At 64.6% G+C, this 23,336-nt stretch carries 21 protein-coding genes and 1 tRNA gene; 5 read left to right on the top strand and 17 right to left on the bottom strand.

Features of this window, described 5'->3' with window-relative positions:
- Positions 1 to 126: 126 nt before the first annotated feature.
- The 13 genes from FME97_RS12445 to FME97_RS08580 form a co-directional block, all read right to left on the bottom strand.
- The gene (locus FME97_RS12445) at positions 127 to 291 is read right to left on the bottom strand and encodes a hypothetical protein (RefSeq protein ID WP_162852162.1); all 165 of its coding nucleotides are present in this window, start codon (positions 289 to 291) and stop codon (positions 127 to 129) included.
- 162 nt (positions 292 to 453) lie between these two features.
- A tRNA-Met gene (locus tag FME97_RS08635) sits at positions 454 to 529 on the bottom strand.
- Positions 530 to 799: 270 nt separating this feature from the next.
- On the bottom strand, positions 800 to 1,708 hold the full coding sequence (locus FME97_RS08630; protein WP_141429015.1) for a PLP-dependent cysteine synthase family protein: 909 nt from the start codon (positions 1,706 to 1,708) through the stop codon (positions 800 to 802).
- Between the two features lie 14 nt (positions 1,709 to 1,722).
- Positions 1,723 to 3,510: a (Fe-S)-binding protein gene (locus FME97_RS08625; protein ID WP_141429013.1), complete on the bottom strand. Its 1,788-nt coding sequence runs from the start codon at positions 3,508 to 3,510 to the stop codon at positions 1,723 to 1,725.
- 2 nt (positions 3,511 to 3,512) lie between these two features.
- Entirely contained in the window at positions 3,513 to 3,845 is a 333-nt protein-coding gene (locus FME97_RS08620) for a 4Fe-4S dicluster domain-containing protein (RefSeq protein WP_141429011.1), read from the bottom strand.
- Positions 3,846 to 3,848: 3 nt separating this feature from the next.
- Entirely contained in the window at positions 3,849 to 4,856 is a 1,008-nt protein-coding gene (locus tag FME97_RS08615) for an FAD-dependent oxidoreductase (protein ID WP_141429009.1), read from the bottom strand.
- A gap of 88 nt (positions 4,857 to 4,944) precedes the next feature.
- Positions 4,945 to 6,033, bottom strand: a complete 1,089-nt coding sequence (locus FME97_RS08610; protein WP_141429007.1) for a CoB--CoM heterodisulfide reductase iron-sulfur subunit B family protein — start codon at positions 6,031 to 6,033, stop codon at positions 4,945 to 4,947.
- A gap of 2 nt (positions 6,034 to 6,035) precedes the next feature.
- On the bottom strand, positions 6,036 to 6,734 hold the full coding sequence (locus FME97_RS08605; protein WP_141429006.1) for a 4Fe-4S dicluster domain-containing protein: 699 nt from the start codon (positions 6,732 to 6,734) through the stop codon (positions 6,036 to 6,038).
- Between the two features lie 74 nt (positions 6,735 to 6,808).
- Positions 6,809 to 7,288: a dihydrofolate reductase gene (locus FME97_RS08600; RefSeq protein ID WP_141429004.1), complete on the bottom strand. Its 480-nt coding sequence runs from the start codon at positions 7,286 to 7,288 to the stop codon at positions 6,809 to 6,811.
- A gap of 17 nt (positions 7,289 to 7,305) precedes the next feature.
- Positions 7,306 to 8,199, bottom strand: a complete 894-nt coding sequence (gene thyA, locus FME97_RS08595; protein WP_141429002.1) for a thymidylate synthase — start codon at positions 8,197 to 8,199, stop codon at positions 7,306 to 7,308.
- Complete coding sequence (locus tag FME97_RS08590) at positions 8,196 to 8,966, bottom strand: UDP-2,3-diacylglucosamine diphosphatase (protein ID WP_141429000.1); 771 nt, start codon at positions 8,964 to 8,966, stop codon at positions 8,196 to 8,198. Before FME97_RS08590 ends, thyA begins: the two co-directional genes overlap by 4 nt.
- Before the next feature lie 4 nt (positions 8,967 to 8,970).
- Entirely contained in the window at positions 8,971 to 10,110 is a 1,140-nt protein-coding gene (locus FME97_RS08585; protein WP_141428999.1) for a TlpA disulfide reductase family protein, read from the bottom strand.
- A gap of 191 nt (positions 10,111 to 10,301) precedes the next feature.
- Complete coding sequence (locus tag FME97_RS08580; RefSeq protein ID WP_141428997.1) at positions 10,302 to 11,000, bottom strand: DUF4290 domain-containing protein; 699 nt, start codon at positions 10,998 to 11,000, stop codon at positions 10,302 to 10,304.
- 191 nt (positions 11,001 to 11,191) lie between these two features.
- Between FME97_RS08580 and FME97_RS08575 the strand changes: the two genes are divergently transcribed.
- Entirely contained in the window at positions 11,192 to 12,340 is a 1,149-nt protein-coding gene (locus FME97_RS08575) for a sigma-54-dependent transcriptional regulator (RefSeq protein ID WP_141428995.1), read from the top strand.
- Positions 12,341 to 12,584: 244 nt separating this feature from the next.
- Here FME97_RS08575 and FME97_RS08570 read toward each other — a convergent pair whose 3' ends face one another.
- Entirely contained in the window at positions 12,585 to 13,235 is a 651-nt protein-coding gene (locus FME97_RS08570) for an HAD family hydrolase (RefSeq protein WP_141428994.1), read from the bottom strand.
- Positions 13,232 to 14,689 (bottom strand): Na+/H+ antiporter NhaC family protein, encoded by a 1,458-nt coding sequence (locus FME97_RS08565; RefSeq protein ID WP_141428992.1) that lies wholly within the window; start codon positions 14,687 to 14,689, stop codon positions 13,232 to 13,234. The genes FME97_RS08570 and FME97_RS08565 overlap by 4 nt, the downstream gene beginning before the upstream one ends.
- A 93-nt stretch (positions 14,690 to 14,782) precedes the next feature.
- On the opposite strand from FME97_RS08565, the gene FME97_RS08560 reads away from it, so the two are divergent.
- The 3 genes from FME97_RS08560 to FME97_RS08550 are packed head-to-tail and all read left to right on the top strand — an operon-like array spanning position 14,783 to position 17,708.
- Positions 14,783 to 14,989, top strand: coding sequence for a DUF4492 domain-containing protein (locus tag FME97_RS08560; RefSeq protein ID WP_141429996.1), 207 nt, complete (start codon positions 14,783 to 14,785; stop codon positions 14,987 to 14,989).
- Between the two features lie 4 nt (positions 14,990 to 14,993).
- Positions 14,994 to 16,559 (top strand): cytochrome ubiquinol oxidase subunit I, encoded by a 1,566-nt coding sequence (locus tag FME97_RS08555; RefSeq protein WP_141428991.1) that lies wholly within the window; start codon positions 14,994 to 14,996, stop codon positions 16,557 to 16,559.
- A 3-nt stretch (positions 16,560 to 16,562) separates the two neighbouring features.
- Positions 16,563 to 17,708, top strand: a complete 1,146-nt coding sequence (locus FME97_RS08550) for a cytochrome d ubiquinol oxidase subunit II (RefSeq protein ID WP_141428989.1) — start codon at positions 16,563 to 16,565, stop codon at positions 17,706 to 17,708.
- 192 nt (positions 17,709 to 17,900) lie between these two features.
- On the opposite strand, the gene FME97_RS08545 is transcribed toward FME97_RS08550, so the two are convergent.
- Together FME97_RS08545 and FME97_RS08540 are read right to left on the bottom strand one after the other, a co-directional pair.
- A complete protein-coding gene (locus tag FME97_RS08545) occupies positions 17,901 to 18,773 on the bottom strand; it encodes an enoyl-ACP reductase FabI (RefSeq protein WP_141428988.1) in 873 nt (290 codons plus the stop codon).
- 290 nt (positions 18,774 to 19,063) lie between these two features.
- Positions 19,064 to 20,242 (bottom strand): AraC family transcriptional regulator, encoded by a 1,179-nt coding sequence (locus FME97_RS08540; RefSeq protein ID WP_141428986.1) that lies wholly within the window; start codon positions 20,240 to 20,242, stop codon positions 19,064 to 19,066.
- Positions 20,243 to 20,446: 204 nt separating this feature from the next.
- On the opposite strand from FME97_RS08540, the gene FME97_RS08535 reads away from it, so the two are divergent.
- Complete coding sequence (locus FME97_RS08535; protein ID WP_141428985.1) at positions 20,447 to 23,329, top strand: GH92 family glycosyl hydrolase; 2,883 nt, start codon at positions 20,447 to 20,449, stop codon at positions 23,327 to 23,329.
- Positions 23,330 to 23,336: the final 7 nt, after the last annotated feature.

The following is a 23,336-nucleotide window of genomic DNA, read 5'->3' as shown; positions in this document are numbered from 1 at the left end:
GAAACGCGGGAACCGCCGCTCCGGCCGAAACGGCGGGATTTTTCCCCGTCGCCGCTTCCGGTCTGCCGGCATGCCGAGGGGCGGAACGCAATGCGTTCCGCCCCTCGGCCTTTCATACGCCCCGAATCACTTCGCGGCCGGATGTTCTTCGGCGAAGGCCGATTTCACCTCGGCCTCCTTCTCCCGGCGTGTCTTCTCCGCGGGGGCTTCGCCCGCCTTCACCATCCGGTCGATATTGCGTTCGAAATTCCGCTCGCAGGGATCGCAGGTCGTGTTCTCTTTTTCTTTCATGGCTTCCGAATTTATGGTTACATCCCTGTCGCTGCAAAATGCACGCCGAACCCGCAAAAGCAGGCATCGAACCGCACGAACCTCCTCCGAAAACCGCACGGCACGCCCCTCCCGTTCTTTCTTTGCACAAAAAAACGGACAATTCCGCCGAATTGTCCGCCTTGGTAGCGGGAGGAGGACTCGAACCTCCGACCTTCGGGTTATGAGCCCGACGAGCTGCCAACTGCTCCATCCCGCGATATATCGTTAGCTTGTGCGATCTATCGCTTTTGCATGTGCAAAGATAATACAAAAATCCGGTTTCGGCAAATAAAATTTCGCCCCACGCAGCCCGTCCGCCGAAAACCGACTGACTGTTAATCGTTTAATCCGAAAATATTTTTTCATTCGCAACGGGCAGCCGCCTCCGATCCGCCGCCCGGCAACCGGACCGGCCGGATAACGGTCCCGGGACCGCAGAGGCTTCCGGCGAAAGATCCCGGACAGGGCGTCCCGCAGCCGCAGCGCGTCAGTCGTCGAAGCGGGCGAACATCTGCGTCGAAAGGTACTTCTCGGCCCGGTCGGGGAATACGACGACGATATTTCCCCGTTCGATCCGCTCGGCCGTGCGCAGGGCCGCGAGCATCGCCGCACCGCTGCTCATCCCGGCGAAGATCCCTTCGCGGGCGATGATCTGCCGGGCCATCTCGATCGCCTCCTCGCTCTCGACGAGCTCCTGCACGTCGATTTTCGAAGCATCGTAGATCGCCGGCACGATCGCCTCCTCCATGTTCTTCAACCCCTGGATGTAGTGCCCCTGCGTAGGCTGCGCGCAGACGACCCGGATCGACGGCTTCATCGTCTTCAGGAACCGCGACAGGCCCATCAGCGTCCCGGAGGTCCCGAGCGCACAGACCAGGTAGTCGATCTCGCCGCCGGTCTGCTGCCAGATTTCCAGCGCCGTATTCTCGTAGTGCGCCAGGTAGTTGCAGGCATTGGCGAACTGATCGGGCATGAAATACTTGTCGGGGTTCTCGGCCACCAGTCTGCGGGCCAGCCGGATCGCCCCGTCGGTCCCCTCCGCCGCGGGCGTCAGACGGACCTTGCCGCCGTAGGCGCGGATGATCTTGCGCCGTTCGACCGACACCGCTTCGCTCATCACGATCTCCACGGGATAGCCCTTGACGATGCCCACGATCGCCAGCCCGATCCCGGTATTGCCCGACGTCGGTTCGATGATCGTCTTCCCGGGCATGAGCCGTCCCTCGCGTTCGGCCGCCTCGATCATCTTGACGGCGATCCGGTCCTTGATGCTGCCCGTGGGATTGAACCCTTCGAGCTTGGCGAAGATATTCACGCAGGGACTCGACCAAAGCGAATTGATCCGCACCATCGGCGTCCGCCCGATCGCTCCCAGAATATTCTGCTTCACATCCATTTCGTTTTCTTCGTTTAATTATGTACCAGACTGTCCGCCACCACCTCCGCCAGATCGCGCACCGGAGCTTTCACGCCGCGTCCGAGCGCTTTCTTGCAGAGCGGGCAGGCCGTGACTACGACCTCGGCGCCCGTCGCCTCGAGTTCGGCGCCCACCGCGCGGGCGATGCGGAGCTGCCCCTCGTCGGAAATCGCCGTGTTGGCCACCGACGACCCGCAGCAGAGGGCGTTCTCCCGCGTCGAGGCGGGTTCGAGCAGCTCCCCGACCGCACCGATCACCGCACGCGGCTCGTCGTAGATGCCGCTGCCGCGGCCCAGTTCGCAGGGATCGTGGTATGTGAAGCGCGTCGCGCCGTGCGCCACCGCCAGCCGCCCCGTGCGGAGCAGCCGATGGATATATTCCGAATGGTGCAGCACCTCGATCCCCGGCAGGTCGTAATCCTCGCGGAAGACCTTGAGACAGATCGGACAGGAGGTCACCAGCGTCGTGATGCCGTGTTTGCGGAACAGCTCCGTATTGTAGCGCATCATCCGGCGGGCCGAATCGGTCTCGCCCGCCAGTTTGAGCGGCCGCCCGCAGCAGACGCCCCCTTCGCGGTCGGCCCACCACACCTCCTCGCCGGCGGCGCCGAACACGCGCTCCATCGCCGACAGGGTGCGGGGCGTCAGCAGGGTCATGCACCCGGCGAAATAACCCACCTTGCCCGTCCCGGAGGAGCGGTCCAGCCCGGCGAAATAGCCGTAACGCCGTTCGTCGGGCACGTTGCGCATCGTATCGCGCGAATTGAGCCGCAGCGTATTGAGGTCGATGCCCACGGGACACTTCACGGCGCAGCGGCCGCACATCAGGCAGTCGTCGGCCGTCTCGCGCCGCAGCATGCCGTAGCGGCGGTCGCGCAGGAAATAGACCGACTGCACCGTATCCTTTCCCAGCACGCTCTGCAACTGGCAGGGGTCGATGCAGATGCCGCAACGCGAGCAGGCATCGGTCTGGAAGCGGTCGTAGGAGGTCTCCTTCTCGCCCGACCGCAGGCCGTAGCGGCGCAGGAAGATGAGCGGAATCTCGGTGAAAATGTGCATGTAGCGCGAAAAGGGCAGCGCCACGAAGAAAACTCCGAGGCACGACGAATAGAACCACCATGCCGCCGACTCGAAGTTCATGAGCGGCAGCACCCCGACATGACCGGCCAGCCAGGCGCCGAGCGATCCGGTGAGGAATCCCCCGCCGCCGTAAAGGGCGCAGGTCGCGCTTTCGGCCGCCAGACGGGCCGGGAAGACGAACCAGAGAGCCGACAGCGCCACACGGTCGCCCGGCACGTGTTTCGTCGTGCGGCGCAGGCCCATCGCCCGCGAACGGAAGCGTTTGGCCCATGCCAGCGCCACGCCCGAGAGGACGAACAGCAACAGCAGGTCCATCGCAAAGTCGAATACCGGCTTGTGCTCCAGTCCCGTGGCGAAGTATTTGAAAAAGACATGCCCCTGCAACGGCACGTAGCGGAAGCCGAGGTAGGCGACCGTCTCGATCCACCCCACGGCGATCAGCAGGAACCACCCGAAGGCCAGCGACATGTGCATGTAGCCCAGCAACGGATTGACGCGGAAGATCCGGCGGTGCAGCAGCGACTCGCTCACCACCTCCCACACGGCCTCCGCCGTGCGGCGCGTGGGCAGGCCGCGCACGATGCGCATCTTGTCTGCCCGGGGCAGACGCCAGAGCCACACGCCCCACTTCCACGCGAGGGTAAGGAACATCACGGCCGCACCGACCATGAACGGAATGCAGAAAGGCGCGAAAAAGGTCATCGTCAGAAGTCCCCCAGTTTACGTTTTATCAACAGCACCACGCCCCGCGTATTGATGCCGCGCGGGCACACCAGCCGGCACTTGCCGCACAGCATGCACTTGTTCATCTCCTCGTAGGCTCCCTGATACTCACCGCGGCGGACGAGCGTGTGGACCCGCCGGAAGTTGAACTCCGTGAGATTTCCGGCCGTGCAGACCGCCGTGCAGCCCCCGCAGCCGATGCAGGTCTGCAACTCGGGCATCTCGCGCAGGATTTCGTCGCTCTTGCGCAGGTTGTTGCGGTCGAGGTCGATCGCCCGGGGTTTCGAAATGGTATAGCCGAAACGGATCGCCATGGCCTACACCCCCGCGTAGCGGACCGCGGCGTCGGCCGCAGCGGTCCCTTCGTTCAACGTCTCGCCGAGGCTTTTGGGCGCGGAGACCGCCCCGGCGCAGAAGATCCCGTCCGCCGAACTGCGGACGTTGTCCAGGAACAGGTCGCGCGGCTGCAGGAACCCGCTCGGAGCGAGCCGCAGCCCGGCCTCGGCGGCCAGCGCGGCGTTGTCGTCGTTGGCGCGCATGCCCACCAGCAGCACCAGCAGATCGACGCTCATGCGCAGCGGACGGCCCGTCAGCGTATCCTCGGCCTTGATCTGCACCCGTCCGTCGAGCGTGGGCCCGGCCTCCGAGATGCGGCCGCGGACGAAATGGATGTTATAGCGCTGCTGCGCCTCGCGGTACATCTCCTCGTATCCCGGACCGAACATGCGTATGTCCATGTAGAAATTGAAAACGTCGGCGTCGGGAAAGAGCCGCTTCATCTCCATCGCCTGCTTGACACCCGTGATGCAGCACACCTTCGAACAGTGCTGCTGGCACACCTTCTCGTCGCGCGATCCGACGCAGTGGAGGAAGGCGATCCGCCGCGGCTGCGAGCCGTCGGCCTTGGCCACACGCCCCTCGCGGAGCATCCGTTCGACATCGACCGACGTCAGCACGTTGTCGTAGATGCCGTAGCCGTACTCCTCCTTGACCGAGGCGTCGAAGAGCGTAAAACCCGTGCAGAGAACCGCCGCGTCGCACGCAAGGGTCCGTCCGTCGGCCAGCCGCACCTCCCGGGGCGAAAGGCCCACCACTTCGGCGCCCGTCTCCACCCGCACGCCGCTCGCCGCCACCCGCCGCCGCAACTCGGAGAGCACCTCCCCGGCCGGAGTGAACGACGGGAAGAGCACATGCCAGCCCCGGAGCTTGCCGCCCAGCTCGGCCTCCTTCTCCAGGAGGACCGCCTCGGCGCCCTGTTCGGCGAGCCGCAGCGCGGTCTGCATACCCGCCGCGCCGCCGCCTATGACGATGATCCGTTTTTTCATATCCGAATTTTTGCTACCATTCAACGTCGCCCCGCACTCCCGGAGGGGACTTTCCCGCAGTCTTCGGGACCGCGGCCGGACGCGGCATCTACTCCCTTATGTCGTACACCGTGTCGGTCGTGCCGCAGTTCACCACCGCCGAGGCGGGCTTGCCGATATATTTCCCGTTGCGGCCAAGGTATTTGGCCGCGGGATCGTATTCGACCCCCATCTTGTCGAGCAGCGGCTCGACATCGACCTGGTGCATCTGCATTCCCAGCGCCCAGGGGTCGTAGCCCAGCACCAACCCGGCCATCTCCTCGTAGGTGAGGACCGGGATGCCGTGGCCGTTCTCCCCGTAGGTCGTGCCCTCCATCTCGGCGATGGCGTACTGCCACTTGTCGAGGAACATGGCGCAACCCGGACAGTTGGCCACGATGAAGTCGGGCTTGTAGGGGGCCATGCTCTCCAGCTTCTTGTGCGAGTTGGCGATCGAATAGCCGCGGTTGGCCTGCACGAGGTAGTTGCGGAACCCGAATCCGCAGCAGTGCCGCCGTTCGGGGTAATCGACGCACTCGCCGCCCCACGCCTCGACCATGCCGGCCAGCACGTAGGGGAACTCCGAACCGCCGATCCCGGACTTCGGGAAGATCTTGGCGTAGTGGCAGCCGATGTGCTCGACCACGCGCAGCGGTTCGCCCGTCGCCACGTTCACCAGCCGCCGCCGGGCCTGTGCGGCGATCCGGTCGCGGAAATGGAACATGACGTCCGACGTGTGGGCCAGGCTGGCCGGCTTGCGGAATTCGCGTCCGGTGGCCTTCAGCAGGTTCTCGCGCGTGCGCTCCTCCGTCTCGGGGAACTCGGCCCAGGTGGCCAGCACCTCGGTATAGACGCCGAAGGAGGTGATGCACGAGGTGACGAAATTCTCGTACCCCGCCTCGTTCATCAGCGAGAACTGCCGCGCCACGACCGTCATGATCGTCTCCAGCGGCACGATGTCCGAATGGTAGCCGATGCCCGTGCACGAGGAGTGCCTGGGGTCGTCCAGCAGGTCGCGCCCCAGGTCGTGCCGCAGTATGTCGATGAACGCCTTTTCGCTGCCCGGGAAAAAATTCTGCCGGATGCAACTGCGGCCGTAGTAGTAGCGGTCGTCGGCGATCTGTTTCTGGTAATCCGTCCAGCTTGCCCGTTTCATCATGGCTAATCGTGTTCGTTGCTGTTTGTCGTGAAAACGTCCATGAGGTAGCGTTCGCCGGCCCCCTCGGAGTAACCCATCTCGCGGGCCTTGCGGTCCGAGTGGCGCTCGATGTCGTCGAACATCTCGCGTCCGCCGCTCACGTCGAAAATGCGGCGGATCTCGTCGAGCGACTCGTCGTCGATGCGCCGCAGCGCCCCGGCCCCCTGTTTCATGTAAACGGGCGTGAAACGGCCGTAAACCTCCTTGTCGTTGTCGTAGATCCACTGCCAGACGGTCCCCTGCTCGGGATGCAGCTCGGGCTTCACGAGCCGCGGCACGAGGCAATAGCCCGTGCGCAGGATGTTGTCGCCGATGATGCGCTTGAGGGCCAGCTGCTGGCGGCCCTTCTCGCTCTCGACGAACAGGCCGAGCTTCTGCGACAGCCGCCGGAGTGCCTGGATCACATACCCCGGCGTATTGCCCCGCGGGCAGCGCGGACGGCACGACATGCACTCGCCGCAATACCAGATCGTGTCGCTGCGAAGCAGCTCCTCGATGGCTTCGTCGTCGCGTGTCTGCACGATATTGACGATCTGCCGCGGGTCGTAGTTGTAGAACTCCGCCGCGGGGCAGACGCCCGTGCAGACGCCGCAGTTCATGCACGAATGCAGCCCCTCGCGCATCCGCACGTCCTCCATCAACAGATCGAAATACTTTCCCATAGACGCAAAAAAACCTTTGCAAGCGCAAAGGTAGGGAATCCCGCCGGGTCGCGGGGTGGTATAAATGCGTAAATTCAGCGCCGCTCCCAGGTTTCGAAGACAAAGGGCCAGGGATAGGACGCTCCGCACGGGAACGCCTCCGAGGCCGCGAGGCGCCATTCGCTCTCGTCCCATGCCGGGAAGCGCGTGTCGCCCTCGTAGGGATGCCGCACGCGCGTGAGATAGAAGCGGCCGGCCAGCGGCAGCGCCTCGGCATAGACCTGCGCCCCGCCGATGACGAACACCTCCTCGTCGTTCGGAAAGAGCGCGACGGCCTCCTCCAGCGAGTGGACCACCGTACAGCCCGGAATGTCGAGCGCCTGCCGCGTGAGGACGACGTTCGTGCGCCCGGGCAGCGGACGCCCGAGCGAAAGGAAGGTCTTGCGGCCCATCACGACGGGATGGCCCGTCGTCACGGCCCTGAAATGTTTCAGGTCCTCGGAAATATGCCACAGCAGGGCGTTTTTGTCGCCGATCACACCGTTCTCGGCGACGGCAGCGATAAGGGAAAGCATGGGAATCGTTTTTTTGGTCAGAACGACATGGGGGCCTTGATCGCCGGCCAGGGATCGTAGCCTTCGAGCGTGAAATCTCCGTAACGGAACGCCCCGAGGGAGCGCACCGCGGGGTTGAGCCGCATCGCGGGCAGCGGGCGCGGCGTGCGCGCGAGCTGCTCGTCGGCCTGCTCCAGATGGTTCAGGTAGAGGTGCGCGTCGCCGAGCGTATGGACGAACTCTCCGGGCCGGAGGCCGCAGACCTGCGCCGTCATCATCGTCAGCAGGGCATAGGAGGCGATATTGAAAGGCACTCCGAGAAACGTGTCGGCGCTGCGCTGGTACAACTGGCACGACAGCCGCCCCCCGGCCACATAGAACTGGAACAGCACGTGGCACGGCGGCAGGGCCATCTCGCCGATCTCCGCGACGTTCCACGCCGAGACCAGCAGCCGCCGCGACTCGGGGTTGCGGCGGATCGTCTCCACCACCTGCTCGATCTGGTCCACCGCGCCCCCGCCGGGCCGGGGCCACGACCGCCACTGGTAGCCATAGACATGGTTCAGATCGCCGTAACGATAGCCTTCGATCGGCGACGGGCCGCCCGCCGAGGCGAGGAACTCCTCGCGCGGCACGGGGCGCACGCCGCAACGGGCGCAAAGTTCGTTATAGTAGCGGTAGGCGTCGTTGTCCCAGATGTGGACGCCGTTTTCGACGAGGTATTTTATATTGGTGTCTCCGGCGAGGAACCACAGCAACTCGTGGATCACCCCCTTGAGGAAGACCCGCTTGGTGGTCAGCAGCGGAAAGCCCTCCTCCAGATCGAAGCGCATCTGGTGTCCGAAGACCCCCATCGTGCCGGTTCCCGTGCGGTCGCCGCGCACGACGCCCTCCGTCCGGATGCGGCGCAGCAGGTCGAGGTATTGTTTCATGATTCGAGCGTTTTGAGCGTCAGACGTCCTCCGTCGTCCAGCACGGCGTAGGAGGGGTTCTTCTCCCAGCAGCCCAGATGCACCGTGTGCAGCGCCCCCTCGCGGTAATCGCGGGCGAAGTGCATGTGTCCGAAGAGGAAATGATCCACGGCGTGCGTGCGGGCATAGTCGCGGGCATAGTCGATGAGCGGTTCGGTGAGCGAGGCGTCGAAACCGCCTCCGCAACCCGTCTCGGCGGCCCGGCGGTCGGCGTCGTTGTGCCGCTTGCGCGACTTGCCGCTCCACCAGCGGCCGAACTTCATCGCCAGATCGGGATGCACGCCCCAGGCGAAGAGCCGCCGCAGCGTCCGCGACCGGAACACCGTGTTGAGCAGGCGCAGCGCCGGCTGCCCCTCGATGCGCATGTTGTCGCCGTGGGCCAGGAAGAGCCGCTGTCCGGCGAGCGTCACCTCCTGCGGCGCGGTGTGGATTTCCACGCCGCATTCACGCGCGAGGTAGTCGCCCACCCACATATCGTGGTTGCCCGTGAAGAAGACCACGCGCACGCCCCGGTCTGTGAGTTCGGCCAGCTTGCCGAGCGTCCGCACGAAGCCTTTGGGAACCACGCGGCGGTATTCGAACCAGAAGTCGAAGATGTCGCCCAGAAGAAAGATCGCCTCCGCATCGCGCCCCGCGGCGTCGAGCCATGCGACGAAACGCCGTTCCGTGCGCCGCGCCGTCTCCGGATCGCCGGCGCCGAGGTGTATGTCCGAGGCGAAGTAGTACATTCGGCTACGGAAGCAACTGTTCGAGTTTCTCCTCGAGGCTCCGGCCGTAGAGGTTCTTTCCGACGATCGTTCCCTCGCGGTCGATGAGGAAATTGGCCGGAATGCGCTGCACGTTATAGACCACCAGGGCCGACGAGGCGCGCCCGCGCAGGTCGGTGACCGACTTCCACGGCAGTTGTTGTTCCTGAACAGCCGTGATCCACAGCGGTTTCGACGTGTCGATACCCACCTGATAGACCTCGAACCCGCGGCCGGCGTATTTCGCGTACAGCTCCTTCAGGTCGGCGTTGAGCGCATTGCTCGTGCCCAGCTCGGCCGACCAGAAGTCCAGCAGCACGACCTTTCCCTCGGCCACCTTCGAGAGGCGGACCTTCTCTCCGTACATGTCGGTCAGTTCCAGATCGGGGTAGTTCAGCTCGCTCACCTTCGAGGCCAGCCCGGCCTGCGCGTCCATACGCGCCACCTCGGCCTGCAACGCCCCGACGTAGGGCGAGCCGGGATAGCGTTCGGCCACGGCTTCGGCCACCGTACGGTAGTAAACCACGTCCCCGTCGCCGTTGAACAGGTAGCTGTCGCCCGGCAGACGCTGATAGAGCGCATAGACCGCCGCCAGCGAAGACTTGTTCTCGACGATGAAGCGCAACTGCTCGCGGCGGATACGGAAATACTCGTTCGTGTACTCCTTCATCAACTCCCGGTGCCGTTCTTCCGAAAGGTTCGGCTCGGCGAAGCGAGAGGCGATTTCGTCCAGATGCTGCGCGCCGACGACGAAGGCCTGGTAGAACTCGCGCAGCAGCTCCGACTCGGCCGACCCCTCGACCGTATAGTTGCGCACGACGCTTCCCGCGGAGTTCACCGTCACACGGTCGCCGCCCTCCACGAGCAGCGGAATCCGCTCGTTGTCGTACACCACATTGTAGAGGGAGGGCGATGCGGCGATGTCGCGGAGCCGGAACAGGTAGCTGCCGTCGGCGGCGAGCACCGTCGAATCGACGATCGTCTGCCGGAGCGGCGTGACCTCCTCCAGATAGATATTGCGGGGCTCCGTGCCGACGATGCGGCCCGAAATTTTCACTTTCGAAGACTGGCAACCGCACATGGCGGCAGCCGCAGCGCACAGGACGACAAACGTTTCTCTGCTCATGAATGGTCGTTTTCGCATTTGACGAACACAAAGATAATACAAAGCGCGGGAAGTGCCAAAAATTTATTCGCGCCCGCAAAAGGGACCAAATGATCCGCTCACGCCGGACGCAAACTCCGTTCCGCCCCGGGGCATCGCGCCCCGGACGGCAACTCCGCTCCGCCTCCCCGCATCCCGGCGGGAGCGGCGGATCATTTCGACGGACTGCGGTGCGCGGAGCCGTTCTTGGGGAAACTGCGTCCGTGCTGCTGCTGGCGGTTCTGCTGCTGCCGCCGCTGCTGGTAAGGCTGCCGGCCCTGCTGCGCGCCCTTCTGGGGACGCGCCGAAAAGTGCTGTTTATAGTCGCTTCGGAGGTTGTTTATGGCCGCTTCGTCGATTTCGATGGTTCCCCCGGACATGTGCTTGATGTCCTTTACGATCACTTCGTTGTTGGGATGCTCCTGATTGTATTCGTAGCTCTTGGCACGCATGTAGCGGGCCAGATTGTCCACCGCTCCGGCCACGGCCCGCCCGTCGGGACACCCGGCCAGCGACCGGATCATCCGCTCGACGTATTTGCCGTAATGCTTGTAGGCGATCCGCCCCTGCGTATAGGCCATCGGACGGGGCGAAACGGTCAGTTCCTGCCGCGAGGGACGCGGGTAGGGACTGTCCACATCCAACTGGAAATCAGACATGATGAACAGATGGTCCCAGAGTTTGTGGGTGAAGTCCGCCGTGTCGCGCAGCAACGGGTTCAGGTTGCCCATGACGGCGATGACGGCCCGCGCCTGACGGTTGCGTTCGCGCCGGTCCTCTATCTCCAGCAGCGAGTCGATCATCTCCTGGATATGGCGCCCGTATTCGGGCAGGTACAACTTGCGTCGCGTGTAATTGTAATTCTTCTTCATATTGCTGTTTCGGTCCCGCACACTGTCCCGTTCGGTCCGCCGGAGCCTCCGGCCGGGCCTTCGCGATAGACCTTATCAAGACGTTTCGAGCTGTTTTCCGCCCGCGCCGTCCGGTCCTGCCGGATTCGTCCAACGGCGCGGAAAACCTTAACTTTGGGACAAAAGTAGATAATTTTTTTCAAATATAAGCTATGGCAAAAGTTTTAATTCTGGACCAATCAAAAAGCGTGCGAAACATTCTGCGCGAGCGGCTCGAATACGAAGGTTTCTCGACCGAGGCCACCGAAAACGAAAAGGAGGCGTCGGACATGTGCGCGAAGATCCCCTTCGACGTGATCCTCTCCGACACGGCATGCAAAGTTCCGGATGCCGGCATACCCTTCATCGCCCTTTCGACCGAGACGTCGATCGACTCGGCCGTGCGGGCCGTCCGCAACGGAGCGCAGGATTTCCTCACCAAGCCCATCGACATGAACCACCTGCTGCAATCCATTCAGCGGACGATCGAGAACCCGCCCGCTGTCGCGGCGCCCGCCGCCCCGACGGCAGCGCCGGGCGTGCGCCGCAGCCGCCGCGCACGTCCCGCGCAGGCCGAGCCGATCATCGGCGACTCGCCCGAGATCGACCGCGTCCGCCGGCTGATCGACCGCGTCGCCCCGTCGGAGGCGCGCGTACTGATCACGGGCGAAAACGGCACGGGCAAGGAGCTGGTGGCGCGCCGCCTCCACGCCGGAAGCGCCCGCGCCGCGGGACCGTTCGTCGAGGTGAACTGCGCGGCCATCCCTTCGGAACTGATCGAAAGCGAGCTGTTCGGTCACGAGCGCGGCGCCTTCACATCGGCCATCAAACAGCGTAAGGGCAAATTCGAACAGGCCGACGGCGGCACGCTCTTCATGGACGAAATCGGCGACATGTCGCCTGCGGCGCAGGCCAAGGTGCTGCGCGCCCTGCAGGAGCGGCGCATCAGCCGCGTGGGCAGCGACAAGGACATCGAGGTGGACGTGCGCGTGGTGGCCGCGACGAACAAGGACCTCCGCGAGGAGATCCGCCGGGGCAACTTCCGCGAGGACCTCTACCACCGCATCGGCGTCATCGTCGTACGGGTCCCCGCGCTGCGCGAACACGCCGCGGACATTCCGCTGCTCACGGACCACTTCATCCGCCTCATATCGGCCGAATACGGACTGGCGCCCAAACCCATCGACCCCGAGGCGGTCGCCGCCCTGCAGGCGATGCCGTGGAGCGGCAACGTCCGCGAACTTCGCAACGTCGTCGAGCGGCTGCTCATCCTCTCCGACGGGCGCATCACCGCCGCCGACGTGAAGGCCTACTGCAACTGACGGACCGGAGCCGCGCCCGCGCCGCGACGGCATTCACTCCGGCCTGCTCGAGGCCCGCCTCGCGCACCGGCTCCCCGACCGCTCCAACAGCCGCCGTTCCGTCGCCTCCCGATCCCGTCCGCACCCTTTCATGCCGCGCGATGCAGCCAATAGGGAACACGATCGGGGGTATTTTTCCCGGACAGGCATAATCCGTCCGGAAACCGCCGCAAGCCGCCGGAAATCCGCCGCCGGAACCGCCCCGCTACAACAGCGCGAGAATCTCCTCCGGACGGTCCACGAGATGCTGCGCCCCGGCCTCCACGAGTTCCTGCCGGGCCCGGAATCCCCACGTCACGCCAACCGAACGCACGCCGGCCGCCGCCGCGGTCTCCATGTCCACGCCCGAATCGCCTACGTAGAGCACCTCCCCGCGCGGCGTACCGGTGCGGGCGAGAATCTCCTCCACCACCGCCGGCGAGGGCTTGAGCGGCACTCCCGCGCGCTGTCCGAGGACCGCGGCGAACGGCACCGAAGGAAAGAACAGCCCGACGAGCTTTTCGGTCCCGGCCTGGAATTTGTTCGAGGCCACGGCCAGCCGCACCCCGCGCCGCCGAAGCTCCTCCACGAGCTCCGGAATGCCGGCATAGGGTTTCGTATGGCGGTCGATATGCTCCGTATAGTAACGCACGAAGTCGGCCCGCACGAGCGCCACGTTTTCGGGGGTGCGCAGCTCTTCGGGCAGGGCCCGCTCGACGAGCCGCATGATGCCGTTTCCCACGAAACGGCAGTACTCCCCGTAGGAGTGCTGCGGCAGCCCGCGAAGGGCCAGCACGGCGTTGCAGGCGACGGCCAGGTCGCCGATCGTATCGAGCAGCGTGCCGTCGAGATCGAAGATAACCAGTTTCGTATTCATCGCACGGGATTGTTGTTTTTCCGGATTTTCCACCCTGCGGCGGCCACTATCAGCGACATGAGCGGGCTGACGAGGTTGAAGACGCAGTAGGGCATATAGACGAAGGTCGAGACGCCGAGCACCGTCGCCTGCGTCATGCCGCACGAGTTCCACGGGACGAGCACCGAGCACACCGTGGCCGAATCCTCCACCGAACGGCTCAGCAGCCGTTCCTCCAGCCCGCGCCGTGCGTAGAGTTCGCGGAAGAGACGCCCCGAGAGGATGATCGAGATGTACTGGTCGGCCGTGCAGAGGTTGAAGAAGATGCCCGCGCCGACGGTCGAGGCCACGGCCGGGAAGGTGCGGCGCACGAACCGCAGGAAGATCGCCGTGAGCGAGCGCAGCATGCCGCTGCCGGTCATCACGCCGCCGAAGCACATGGCGCAGATGATGAGCCACACGGTGTTGAGCATTCCGGCCATGCCGCGCGTCGCAACCAGCTCGTCCAGCACGGGCGAGCCCGTAGCGAGCGACGTCGGGCCGAAGAGGGTCATCAGCACCCCCTTGAATCCGGAGAGGAAGTCGGTCTCCGCGACGCCCGCCACCTGCGCCACCAGCCCCGGCTGCGCCGCGAGCATCGCTACGCAGGCGAAGACCGCCGCGGCGAAGAGCGTCACGATCGCCGGGAGCTTGCGCGCGATGAGCAGCCCCGTGGCCAGCGGCACGAGAAGCAGCCACGGCGAGATGCGGAACGTCGCACGGAGCGCATCGGCATAGAGCCCCGTCTGTTCCGCCGTGCCGTGGTCGAGCCACAGTCCCGCCACGGCGAAGACCGCGAGCGCCACGAGCATCGACGGCACGGTGGTGTAGAGCATGTAGCGGATGTGCGTGAAGACCGGAACGCCGACCGTCGAGGAGGCCAGCACCGTCGTATCGGAGAGCAGCGAGATCTTGTCGCCGAAATAGGCCCCCGAGATGATCGCTCCGGCGACCCATCCCTCGGGAAAGCCCATCGCCTGCCCGATGCCCATGAGCGCCACGCCGATGGTGGCGATCGTGGTCCACGAGCTGCCGGTCATCAGCGACACGCCGGCGCAGATGAGGCACGAGGCCACCAGAAAGAACGAAGGATGAAGGATGTGCAGGCCGTAGCAGATGAGCGTCGGCACGACGCCGCTGACCATCCACGACCCGGCGATGGCGCCGATGAGCAGCAGGATGAGGATGGCCGAGGCCGAGGCGCGGATGTTGTCGATGATGGCCTCCTCCAAAACGGCCCACCGGCAGCGGTAGATTCCGATGGAGAGCATCACGCAGACCGATGCGGCCGAGAGCAGCGCGATCTGGCTGCCGCCGTTGATGGCGTCGCCGCCGAAGCAGCGGATCACGACGTACAGCAGCACCGTGAGCACTGCCAGCGGGACGGCCGACACCCACGGCGAAGGCAGCCGTTCTTCCGTTCGTTTCGCATTCATTGGATTTTCCGATTCAATAACAGCCGGATTTCGCTCCGGAGGTGCAAAAGTACGAAAAAAACACTATCTTTGGAGACGAAACGACCGGAAACGATGCAGACGCTCCGCAAAATAGCCCGATTCTATATCGACGGGTTCCGCTCGATGACCCTGGGGCGCACGCTCTGGGCCATTATCCTCGTGAAGCTCTTCATCCTCTTCGCCGTGCTGCGCCTCTTCTTCTTTCCCGACCTGCTCGCCGGGATGGACTCCCGCGAACGCGCCGATCATGTGCTGGAAAATCTGATTCCCGAAAAATAACGCTATGATTACCGACTACCTATCGACCGTCGATTGGTCGCGGGCGCAATTCGCTCTGACGGCCATCTACCACTGGCTCTTCGTGCCGCTGACGCTCGGACTGGGATTCCTCATCGCCGTCATGGAGACCCTCTACGTCCGCACGGGCGACGCGTTCTGGCGCCGCACGACCCGATTCTGGATGCGCCTGTTCGGCATCAATTTCGCCATCGGCGTAGCCACGGGCATCATCCTCGAATTCGAGTTCGGCACCAACTGGTCGAACTATTCGCACTTCGTGGGCGACATCTTCGGCGCACCGCTGGCCATCGAGGGCATTCTGGCCTTCTTCATGGAGAGCACCTTCATCGCCGTCATGTTCTTCGGCTGGGACAAGGTCTCCAAACGCTTCCACCTCGCCGCCACGTGGCTCACGGCCATCGGCGCCAACCTCTCGGCCTGGTGGATTCTGGTGGCCAACGCCTGGATGCAGCACCCCGTGGGCTGCGACTTCAACCTCGAAACGGTCCGCAACGAGATGAGTTCGTTCTCGGCCGTGGCCCTCTCGCCCGTGGCGGTCAATAAGTTCCTGCACACGGTCACTTCGTCGTTCACCCTCGCGGCGCTCTTCGTCGTGGGCGTTTCGGCATGGTACCTGCTCCGGGGCCGCGAAAAGCGCATGGCTTCCAAAAGCATCGCCATCGCCTCGCTCTTCGGGCTCGTATCGGCCCTGGCCACGGCCTGGACCGGCGACCGCTCGGGCGCCATCGCGGCCCGCACGCAGCCGATGAAGCTGGCCGCCATGGAGGCGCTCTACGACGGACGGGAGGGAGCGCCGCTCACGGCCGTCGGACTGCTGCGCCCCCAGGCCGGGCACGCGTCGGGCGACGAAGCCTTCTATTTCAAGATCGACATTCCGAAGCTGCTCTCGATCATGAGCTTCCGCGACGCCGACGCCTTCGTGCCGGGCATCAACGACCTGGTGGAGGGCAACCCCGAGCGGGGCATTCTCTCGGCCGAGGAGAAGATCGCCCGCGGGCACGCCGTCATCGCCACGCTCGACCGCTACCGCCGGGCGCGCGACGAGGGCGACGAGGGGACGATGCGGCAGATCGAGGCGCTGTTCGACCGCTCGACGCCGCAGGGCGGACACTTCCTGCGCGAGTACTTCGCCTACTTCGGCTACGGCTATCTGGAAAGCCCGCAGCAGCTCGTCCCGAACGTGCCGCTGCTCTTCTACTCGTTCCGCGTGATGGTCGGCGCGGGGTGTCTCTTCATACTCGTTCTGGGCCTCGTCTGGTGGTACAACCGCCGCGACCGCCTGGCCGCGAAGCGCTGGCTGCTGCACACGGCCGTGTGGTGCGTGCCGCTGGCCTACCTGGCCTCGCAGACGGGGTGGATCGTCGCCGAAGCCGGACGCCAGCCCTGGGCCATTCAGGACCTGATGCCCGTGGGTGTCGCCGCCTCGAAGATTCCGAGCGGCTCGGTCGCCACGACCTTCTTCCTCTTCCTGGCGCTCTTCACGGCACTGCTCGTCGCCGAACTGAGCATCATGTTCCGCCAAATCAAAATCGGACCCAAAAACGAATAAGCCATGGACACGCTGACTCTGCTGCAACACTATTGGTGGCTCATCATCTCGCTGCTGGGCGCCCTTCTGGTCTTCCTGCTCTTCGTACAGGGCGGACAGGCCATGCTCTACGACCTCGGGCGCACGGACGAGGAGCGCAACATGATCGTCAATGCGCTGGGACGCAAATGGGAGTTCACCTTCACGACGCTCGTCACCTTCGGCGGCGCCTTCTTCGCCTCGTTCCCGCTCTTCTACTCCACGTCGTTCGGCGGCGCGGCCTACGTCTGGACGGCCATTCTGCTCTGCTTCGTCATCCAGGCCGTGGCCTACGAATACCGACGCAAACCCGCGAACGTCTTCGGCGAGAGGACCTACAACGCCTTCCTGCTCATCAACGGCCTGCTCGGCCCGCTGCTGCTGGGCATGGCCGTCTCGACGCTCTTCACGGGAGCGAACTTCACCGTGGACCGGCTCAACCTGGCCGGAACGGGCGGCGAGGCGGTCATCTCGCAATGGACTACCCCGTGGCACGGCCTGGAGGCCGTCGCCGACATCCGCAACTGGCTGCTGGGCCTGGCCGTGACGCTGCTCGCGCAGATGCTCGCCTGCCAGTACCTGATGAACAGCATCGACGACGAGACGATCGCCGCGCGCTGCCGCCGCCGGATCGCCGTCATGACCCCGGGCTTCGTCGGATGCTTCGTCGGATGGCTCGCGGCGCTGCTCGTCGCCGACGGTCTGACGGCGGACCCCGCGACGGGCGCAATCCGGGTCGAGGAGTACAAATACCTGCACAACCTCACCGCAATGCCCTATGTCGCCGCCGCGCTGCTCGCCGGTGTCCTGCTCGTGCTCTGGAGTATCTACACAGGCTGGCGGGGCAACCGGCGGGCCGTCTGGTTCGGCGGTTCGGGGACGATCCTCGCGGTGCTGGCCCTGCTGCTCGCCGCCGGCTGGAACGATACGGCCTACTACCCTTCGCTGGCGGACATGCAGTCGTCGCTGACGATCCGCAACTCCTCGTCGAGCCTCTTCACGCTCCGGACGATGGCCTGGGTGTCGCTCTTCGTGCCCTTCGTGGCGGCCTATATCTGGTACGCCTGGCGCGCGCTGAACCGCCGTCCGATCACCCGCGACGAAATCCGCGGCGACGGACACCAGTACTGAACCCAGACCGGGCGGAATGCCCCCGGCAGAAGCCCCTGCCGCACGGCGGCATCCCCCGCCCGTCCGCGCATGCCGGCACATCCGCCCCGACATGAAGCGGCCATGACATGAAAAAACGGAGGCTTGGGCCTCCGTTTTTCATCCTGTCTTCCGGGAAAGCGACTTCCCCGGAACGTCTTCCCGCTCCGGAAACTATTTCGTCTCCTCCTTTCCGAAGGGGTATTGGTTCTGGTGCACGTCGTCGAACCGCATGCCCTTCTCGTAGGTCTTCATCGCGCGGCGCGACATGCCCATCGACGAGAATCCTCCGTCGTGGTAGAGGTTCTGCATCGTCACCTTGCGCGTGAGGTCCGAGAAGAGCGTCAGCACGTAGTCGGCGCAATCCTCGGCCGAGGCGTTGCCCAGCGGCGACATGTTCTCGGCGAACGACATCAGGTCGCCCAGCCCCAGCACGCCGCTGCCGGCCGTGGTCTGCGTCGGCGACTGCGAGACGGTGTTGATGCGCACGTGCTTCTCCCGGCCGTAGATATAGCCGAAGCTGCGGGCGATCGACTCCAGCAGGGCCTTGGCGTCGGCCATGTCGTTGTAGCCGTAGAGCGTGCGCTGCGCGGCGATATACGAGAGCGCCACGATCGAACCCCAGTCGTTGATGGCGTCCTTCTTGCGGGCCACCTGGATGGCCTTGTGGAACGAGATGGCCGAAATGTCGAGCGTCTTGGAGAGGTAGTCGTAATCCAGATCGTCGTAGGTGCGGCCCTTGCGGACGTTGGGCGACATGCCGATCGAGTGGAGCATGAAGTCGAACTTGCCGCCGAAATGCTCCATCGTCCTGTCCATCAGGTTCTCCAGATCCGCCACGCTCGTGGCGTCGGCCGGCACGACGATCGTACGGCACTTCTCGGCCAGCCGGCCGATCGTTCCCATGCGGATCGACACGGCGGTATTCGTGAGGACGATCTCGGCACCCTCCTCCACGGCGCGTTCCGCCACCTTCCAGGCGATCGACTGCTCGTTGAGCGCGCCGAAAATCAATCCTTTCTTTCCTTTCAGTAAGTTGTAAGCCATCGTAATTTTCGTTTAGTTCAAAAAAATCGGCTTCGCCGCCCGAGTCTCCTCCGGGAGGCCGTTTTCCGGGCCTTTCCACGGACGGACACCGCGGCGAAGCGGGGGTAAAGGTACAAAAAACGAACGACATTCGAACAAAACGGGCGAAAAGATCGCACCGCCTTCTCCGAAAGGCGGTGCACGGACCGGTGCGTCCCCGCTGCCGACGACACGGAAGCACCGCACGTCCGGCGCCGGACGATCCGCATGCCGCACGGTTCCGCGAACCACCGCCGCACCGGAGGGCGGAATCAGCGTTCGGGATGAAGCACGTGCCTGCGGTATTCCGAAGGAGTCATGCCGCGCAACTGGCGGAACATGCGCGAAAGGTTCTTGATGTCGGAGAAGCCCAGTTCGAGGGCGGCCTCCGACACGCTCATTCCCTCGCACAGGAACTGGGCGACCTTCTCGATGCGGGTCTGGATGATGTAGTCGTAGATCGAAGTCCCCATGCTCTTCTTGAAACGCGTCTCCAGCAGGCGGCGCGAGAGCGGAACCAGCGCCACCAGCTCATCGACCGAAATCTTCTCCCGGATATTTTCGTGAATGTATTTCAGCACTTCGGCAATATGCTGGTCGCCGTTGGCGTAAATGTCCGTGGACTGGCGCGTCACGATGTGCGTCGGCATGACCATCACATCCTCGCGCGGCGTCGCCGGGTCGCGGATGATCCGGTCGATCAACTGCGCGACGTCGTAGCCGCCCTGCTCGATATTCTGGTTCAGCGACGAGAGATTCGGCTCCGACAGGCGGCAGATCGTCTCGTCGTTGTCCACGCCGAGCACCGCGATATCGTCCGGAATGCGCAATTTCCCCCCCCCCTCGCGCTGCTGGCAGGCTTCGGTGATATGATAGGCGTGGTTGTCGTCGCAGGCCATGACAGCGACCGGTTTCGGCAACGCACGCAGCCAGGCCACCAACTGCACGGGATCGTAGTTCCACAACTCGTTCCGGGAGCTTTTGTCCAGGGCAGAAAAACTGAATCCGGGGTTCGCCGCACGCACCGTCTCGCGGAACCCCTGCAACCGCTCGTCGGACCACACGACGTCGCGCATACCGTAGAACGCGAAGTGCCGGAATCCCTTCTTGAGGAAATACTCCGCCCCCATCTTTCCGGCCAGGAAATGCGGTCCGGTAATGTTGGGTATGTTCGGGAAGCGCGCCTCGAAATCCTGCGCGACGGTGATGATGCCCCTCTGCGCGAACAGCTCCACATTGTCCGTATTGTAAAACTGTCCGATCACGGCGTCGGCGCGCATCCTGCCGGCCAGCTCGAGCACGGCGCCGATGCCGAACTTGTCGCGGATCGACAGCGGCAGCCGGCAGAGGCTCCACGCCTGCCCGGCATTGCGGGCATAACGGGCGATCCCGAGCAGCAGATTGCGCGCGTAGGCTTCCGAGAAGTCGGTCAGAAAGAGGATACGTGCCATTCCGGAATATTTTTCCGGGATAAAGATACTCTTTTTCCGGAAATTTTTCCGCGGCACGGTCGTTTTTTGTCATCCGAATTCCCGGCTGCACGCCGGAAACCGCTTTTGCGCGATGCGAGGAATCAAATACGCAAATCGCCGCCATCCGACTCCGGAAGGCGCGCTACTTTTGTGAAAACCGAAACGAAACCGACCTTGACGACCATGATACGAAACCTCACCTGCATGCTGCTGGCCTGCGCCGGCACCGCCTGCACGCAGCCCTCCGACCCGATCGGATACGTCGATCCGTTCATCGGCACGGGTTTCCACGGCCACACCTATCCCGGCGCCGCCACGCCTTTCGGCATGGTGCAGCTCAGTCCCGACACGCGGGCGGGCGACTGGGACGCCTGCGCGGGCTACCACTACGACGACACGACGATCGACGGCTTCTCGCACACCCACCTCAGCGGCACGGGATGCGCCGATCTGGCCGACATCCTCTTCCACCCCACCCTCCGCGCGGAGGTGGCGCGCGACAGCCTGTACCGGCCGCAGCCCTACCGTTTCTCGCACGACGGCGAACGGGCTTCGTGCGGCTACTACCGCGTCGAGCTGCCCGACGAACGGCTGACGGTCGAACTGACGGCCTCGCCCCGCACGGGCGTACACCGATATACGTTCCGCGGCGACGGGCCGCGGCGCGTCATCGTGGACCTGACGCACACGATCGCCGAAGCGCGGATAGACCGGAGCGAACTGCGCCGGACGGGTCCCGCCGAACTCTCCGGAATGCGCCGCTCGCAAGGATGGGTCGCCGACCGGTACGTCTATTTCTGGGCCCGGTTCTCCGAGCCGTTCACCGACGTCGAGCTGCTCGGCGGCAGGCAGGCGGTGCTGACGTTCGCCCCCGGCACGGAGCACCTCACGGCAGCCGTCGGCCTTTCGTCGGTCAGCGCGGAGAACGCCCGCGAAAACAGCCTCGCGGAGGTTCCCGAGCTCGACTTCGACGCCGTGCGCACCCGCGCTGAAGCGTCGTGGCGGGAAGCCCTGGGACGCATCTCCGTCGAAGGCGGCACGCGCGACGAACGCACCGTGTTCCGCACGGCGCAATACCACGCCTGCCTGACGCCCAACCTGATGAGCGATGCCAACGGGCAATACCGCCGGCACGACGGAACGATCGCCCGGGTCCCCGAAGGGCGCGCCTACTACTCCACCTTCTCGCTGTGGGACACCTTCCGCGCATGGCATCCGTTGCAGACGCTCATCGACACCACGCTCGTAAACGACATGATCTTCAGTATGCTCGACATGTACGACGCCACGGGAGAACTGCCCATTTGGCCTCTCGCCTCGGGCGAAACGGGCACGATGATCGGCTATCACGCCGTGTCGGTCATCGCCGACGCCTACCTGAAGGGCATCCGCGGCTTCGACGCCGAGCATGCGCTCGAGGCCATGATCCGCTCGTCGAACCGCAACAAGAAGGGTTCCGACTACTACGTGGCCACGGGATTCATCCCCTCGAACATCAGGCGCGAATCGGTCTCCTGCACCCTCGAATACGCCTACGACGACTGGACGATCGCCCGCATGGCCGAATCGCTGGGCCGCGACGAAACGGCCGAAGCGTACTACCGCCGGGCGCTCAACTACGTGAACGTGTTCGACGGTTCGACACGCTTCTTCCGAGGACGGCGGTCCGACGGCGGCTGGACGACGCCTTTCGAGGAGTTCGCCACGGGACGCGACTACACCGAAGCCACGCCGTGGCACTACCGCTTCTTCGCACCGCACGACGTGAACGGCCTCGAACAACTGTTCGGCGGGCGCGAAGCGTTCGTACGCGAGCTCGACCGGCTCTTTACGCTCACCTCGGACGAAATGCGGCTCGACGTGGCCGACGTCACGGGACTCATGGGCCAGTATGCCCACGGCAACGAACCGAGTCACCACATGGCCTACCTCTACAACTATGTCGGAATGCCGTGGCGGACGCAGGAGCTGACGCGGCGCCTGCTCGACGAAATGTATGCCCCGACGCCCGAGGGCATCGTCGGCAACGAGGACTGCGGCCAAATGTCGGCCTGGTATATCTTCTCCTCGCTGGGATTCTACCCCGTCTGCCCCGGGTCGAACGAGTTCGCGCTCACCGCACCGTTGTTCGAGCGCGCCGTGGTGCGGCTCTCCGGCGGACGGACGCTGACCGTCACGGCCGACGATCCGCAGCGGAACCGCTACATCGGCTCCGTGACGCTCGACGGCGAACCCGTGGAGACGAACGTCCTCACCTACGAACAGCTCATGCGGGGCGGCGAGCTGCACTTCGCGCTCCGTCCCGAACCGGACTTCGACCGGGGCACGTCCCCCGACGCCCGCCCCTATTCGCTGACCCGGGGCGAGGTCGTTTCGATCCCCTACACGACACAATCCGCGCACCTGTTCACCGAGCCGGTCGAGATCACACTGGCGACGACCACCCCCGGGGCCGAAATCCGCTACACGCTCGACGGCTCGGAGCCCGGACCGCAGTCGCCCCGCTACACCGAACCGGTGCGCGTGGACCGTTCGCTGACGCTCCGCGCCAAAGGCTTCAAAGCGGGAGCAGCACCCAGCCACACGCTGACGCTCCGCGCCGAAAAGGCCCGTTTCCTGCCGCCCGCAGCCACCGAGGCCGCGACACAGGGCGTGCGGTACACATATTACGAAGGGCGGTTCGCCCGCACGGCCGACATTCCCGGAGGCCGTCGGACCGCTACCGGCGTCATGCCCGAACCTTCGATCGCCGGCGCCCCGCAGGAAGACCATTTCGCCTATCTGTTCGAAGGGCTGATCCGGATTCCGCGACGCGGAATCTGGGAGTTCGCCACCAAGAGCGACGACGGCAGCGTGCTGCTGATCGACGGCCGCAAGGTCGTGGACAACGACGGCTCGCACGCCTCGGTCACGGCGACCGGCCGCGTGGCGCTCGAAGCGGGACTGCACGCCTTCGAGCTGCGTTATTTCGAGGACTACGAGGGACAGGAACTCTCGTGGAGCTGGAAAGCGCCCGGTGAAAAGGAGTTCACCCCGATTCCCGCCGGAAATCTTTACGTCGAATGAAAAACAG

The organism is Alistipes dispar, from assembly GCF_006542685.1.
In the GTDB taxonomy this organism is placed as follows: domain Bacteria; phylum Bacteroidota; class Bacteroidia; order Bacteroidales; family Rikenellaceae; genus Alistipes; species Alistipes dispar.
The sequence above is the reverse complement of the archived record's forward strand: the minus strand, read 5'-3'. Positions and strand labels throughout refer to the sequence as shown.

What these genes read in the sequence shown, in the direction of transcription:
- FME97_RS08580 (WP_141428997.1), bottom strand. Translation starts at nt 11,000, where the DNA reads ATGAAGAAGAATTACAATTACACGCGACGCAAGTTGTACCTGCCCGAA.
- FME97_RS08570 (WP_141428994.1), bottom strand. Translation starts at nt 13,235, where the DNA reads ATGAATACGAAACTGGTTATCTTCGATCTCGACGGCACGCTGCTCGAT.
- FME97_RS08560 (WP_141429996.1), top strand. Translation starts at nt 14,783, where the DNA reads ATGCAGACGCTCCGCAAAATAGCCCGATTCTATATCGACGGGTTCCGC.
- FME97_RS08540 (WP_141428986.1), bottom strand. Translation starts at nt 20,242, where the DNA reads ATGGCACGTATCCTCTTTCTGACCGACTTCTCGGAAGCCTACGCGCGC.
- FME97_RS08620 (WP_141429011.1), bottom strand. Translation starts at nt 3,845, where the DNA reads ATGGCGATCCGTTTCGGCTATACCATTTCGAAACCCCGGGCGATCGAC.
- FME97_RS08605 (WP_141429006.1), bottom strand. Translation starts at nt 6,734, where the DNA reads ATGGGAAAGTATTTCGATCTGTTGATGGAGGACGTGCGGATGCGCGAG.
- FME97_RS08630 (WP_141429015.1), bottom strand. Translation starts at nt 1,708, where the DNA reads ATGGATGTGAAGCAGAATATTCTGGGAGCGATCGGGCGGACGCCGATG.
- FME97_RS12445 (WP_162852162.1), bottom strand. Translation starts at nt 291, where the DNA reads ATGAAAGAAAAAGAGAACACGACCTGCGATCCCTGCGAGCGGAATTTC.
- FME97_RS08535 (WP_141428985.1), top strand. Translation starts at nt 20,447, where the DNA reads ATGATACGAAACCTCACCTGCATGCTGCTGGCCTGCGCCGGCACCGCC.
- FME97_RS08545 (WP_141428988.1), bottom strand. Translation starts at nt 18,773, where the DNA reads ATGGCTTACAACTTACTGAAAGGAAAGAAAGGATTGATTTTCGGCGCG.
- thyA (WP_141429002.1), bottom strand. Translation starts at nt 8,199, where the DNA reads ATGAAACAATACCTCGACCTGCTGCGCCGCATCCGGACGGAGGGCGTC.
- FME97_RS08625 (WP_141429013.1), bottom strand. Translation starts at nt 3,510, where the DNA reads ATGACCTTTTTCGCGCCTTTCTGCATTCCGTTCATGGTCGGTGCGGCC.
- FME97_RS08610 (WP_141429007.1), bottom strand. Translation starts at nt 6,033, where the DNA reads ATGATGAAACGGGCAAGCTGGACGGATTACCAGAAACAGATCGCCGAC.
- FME97_RS08555 (WP_141428991.1), top strand. Translation starts at nt 14,994, where the DNA reads ATGATTACCGACTACCTATCGACCGTCGATTGGTCGCGGGCGCAATTC.
- FME97_RS08590 (WP_141429000.1), bottom strand. Translation starts at nt 8,966, where the DNA reads ATGTACTACTTCGCCTCGGACATACACCTCGGCGCCGGCGATCCGGAG.
- FME97_RS08575 (WP_141428995.1), top strand. Translation starts at nt 11,192, where the DNA reads ATGGCAAAAGTTTTAATTCTGGACCAATCAAAAAGCGTGCGAAACATT.
- FME97_RS08550 (WP_141428989.1), top strand. Translation starts at nt 16,563, where the DNA reads ATGGACACGCTGACTCTGCTGCAACACTATTGGTGGCTCATCATCTCG.
- FME97_RS08565 (WP_141428992.1), bottom strand. Translation starts at nt 14,689, where the DNA reads ATGAATGCGAAACGAACGGAAGAACGGCTGCCTTCGCCGTGGGTGTCG.
- FME97_RS08585 (WP_141428999.1), bottom strand. Translation starts at nt 10,110, where the DNA reads ATGAGCAGAGAAACGTTTGTCGTCCTGTGCGCTGCGGCTGCCGCCATG.
- FME97_RS08615 (WP_141429009.1), bottom strand. Translation starts at nt 4,856, where the DNA reads ATGAAAAAACGGATCATCGTCATAGGCGGCGGCGCGGCGGGTATGCAG.
- FME97_RS08600 (WP_141429004.1), bottom strand. Translation starts at nt 7,288, where the DNA reads ATGCTTTCCCTTATCGCTGCCGTCGCCGAGAACGGTGTGATCGGCGAC.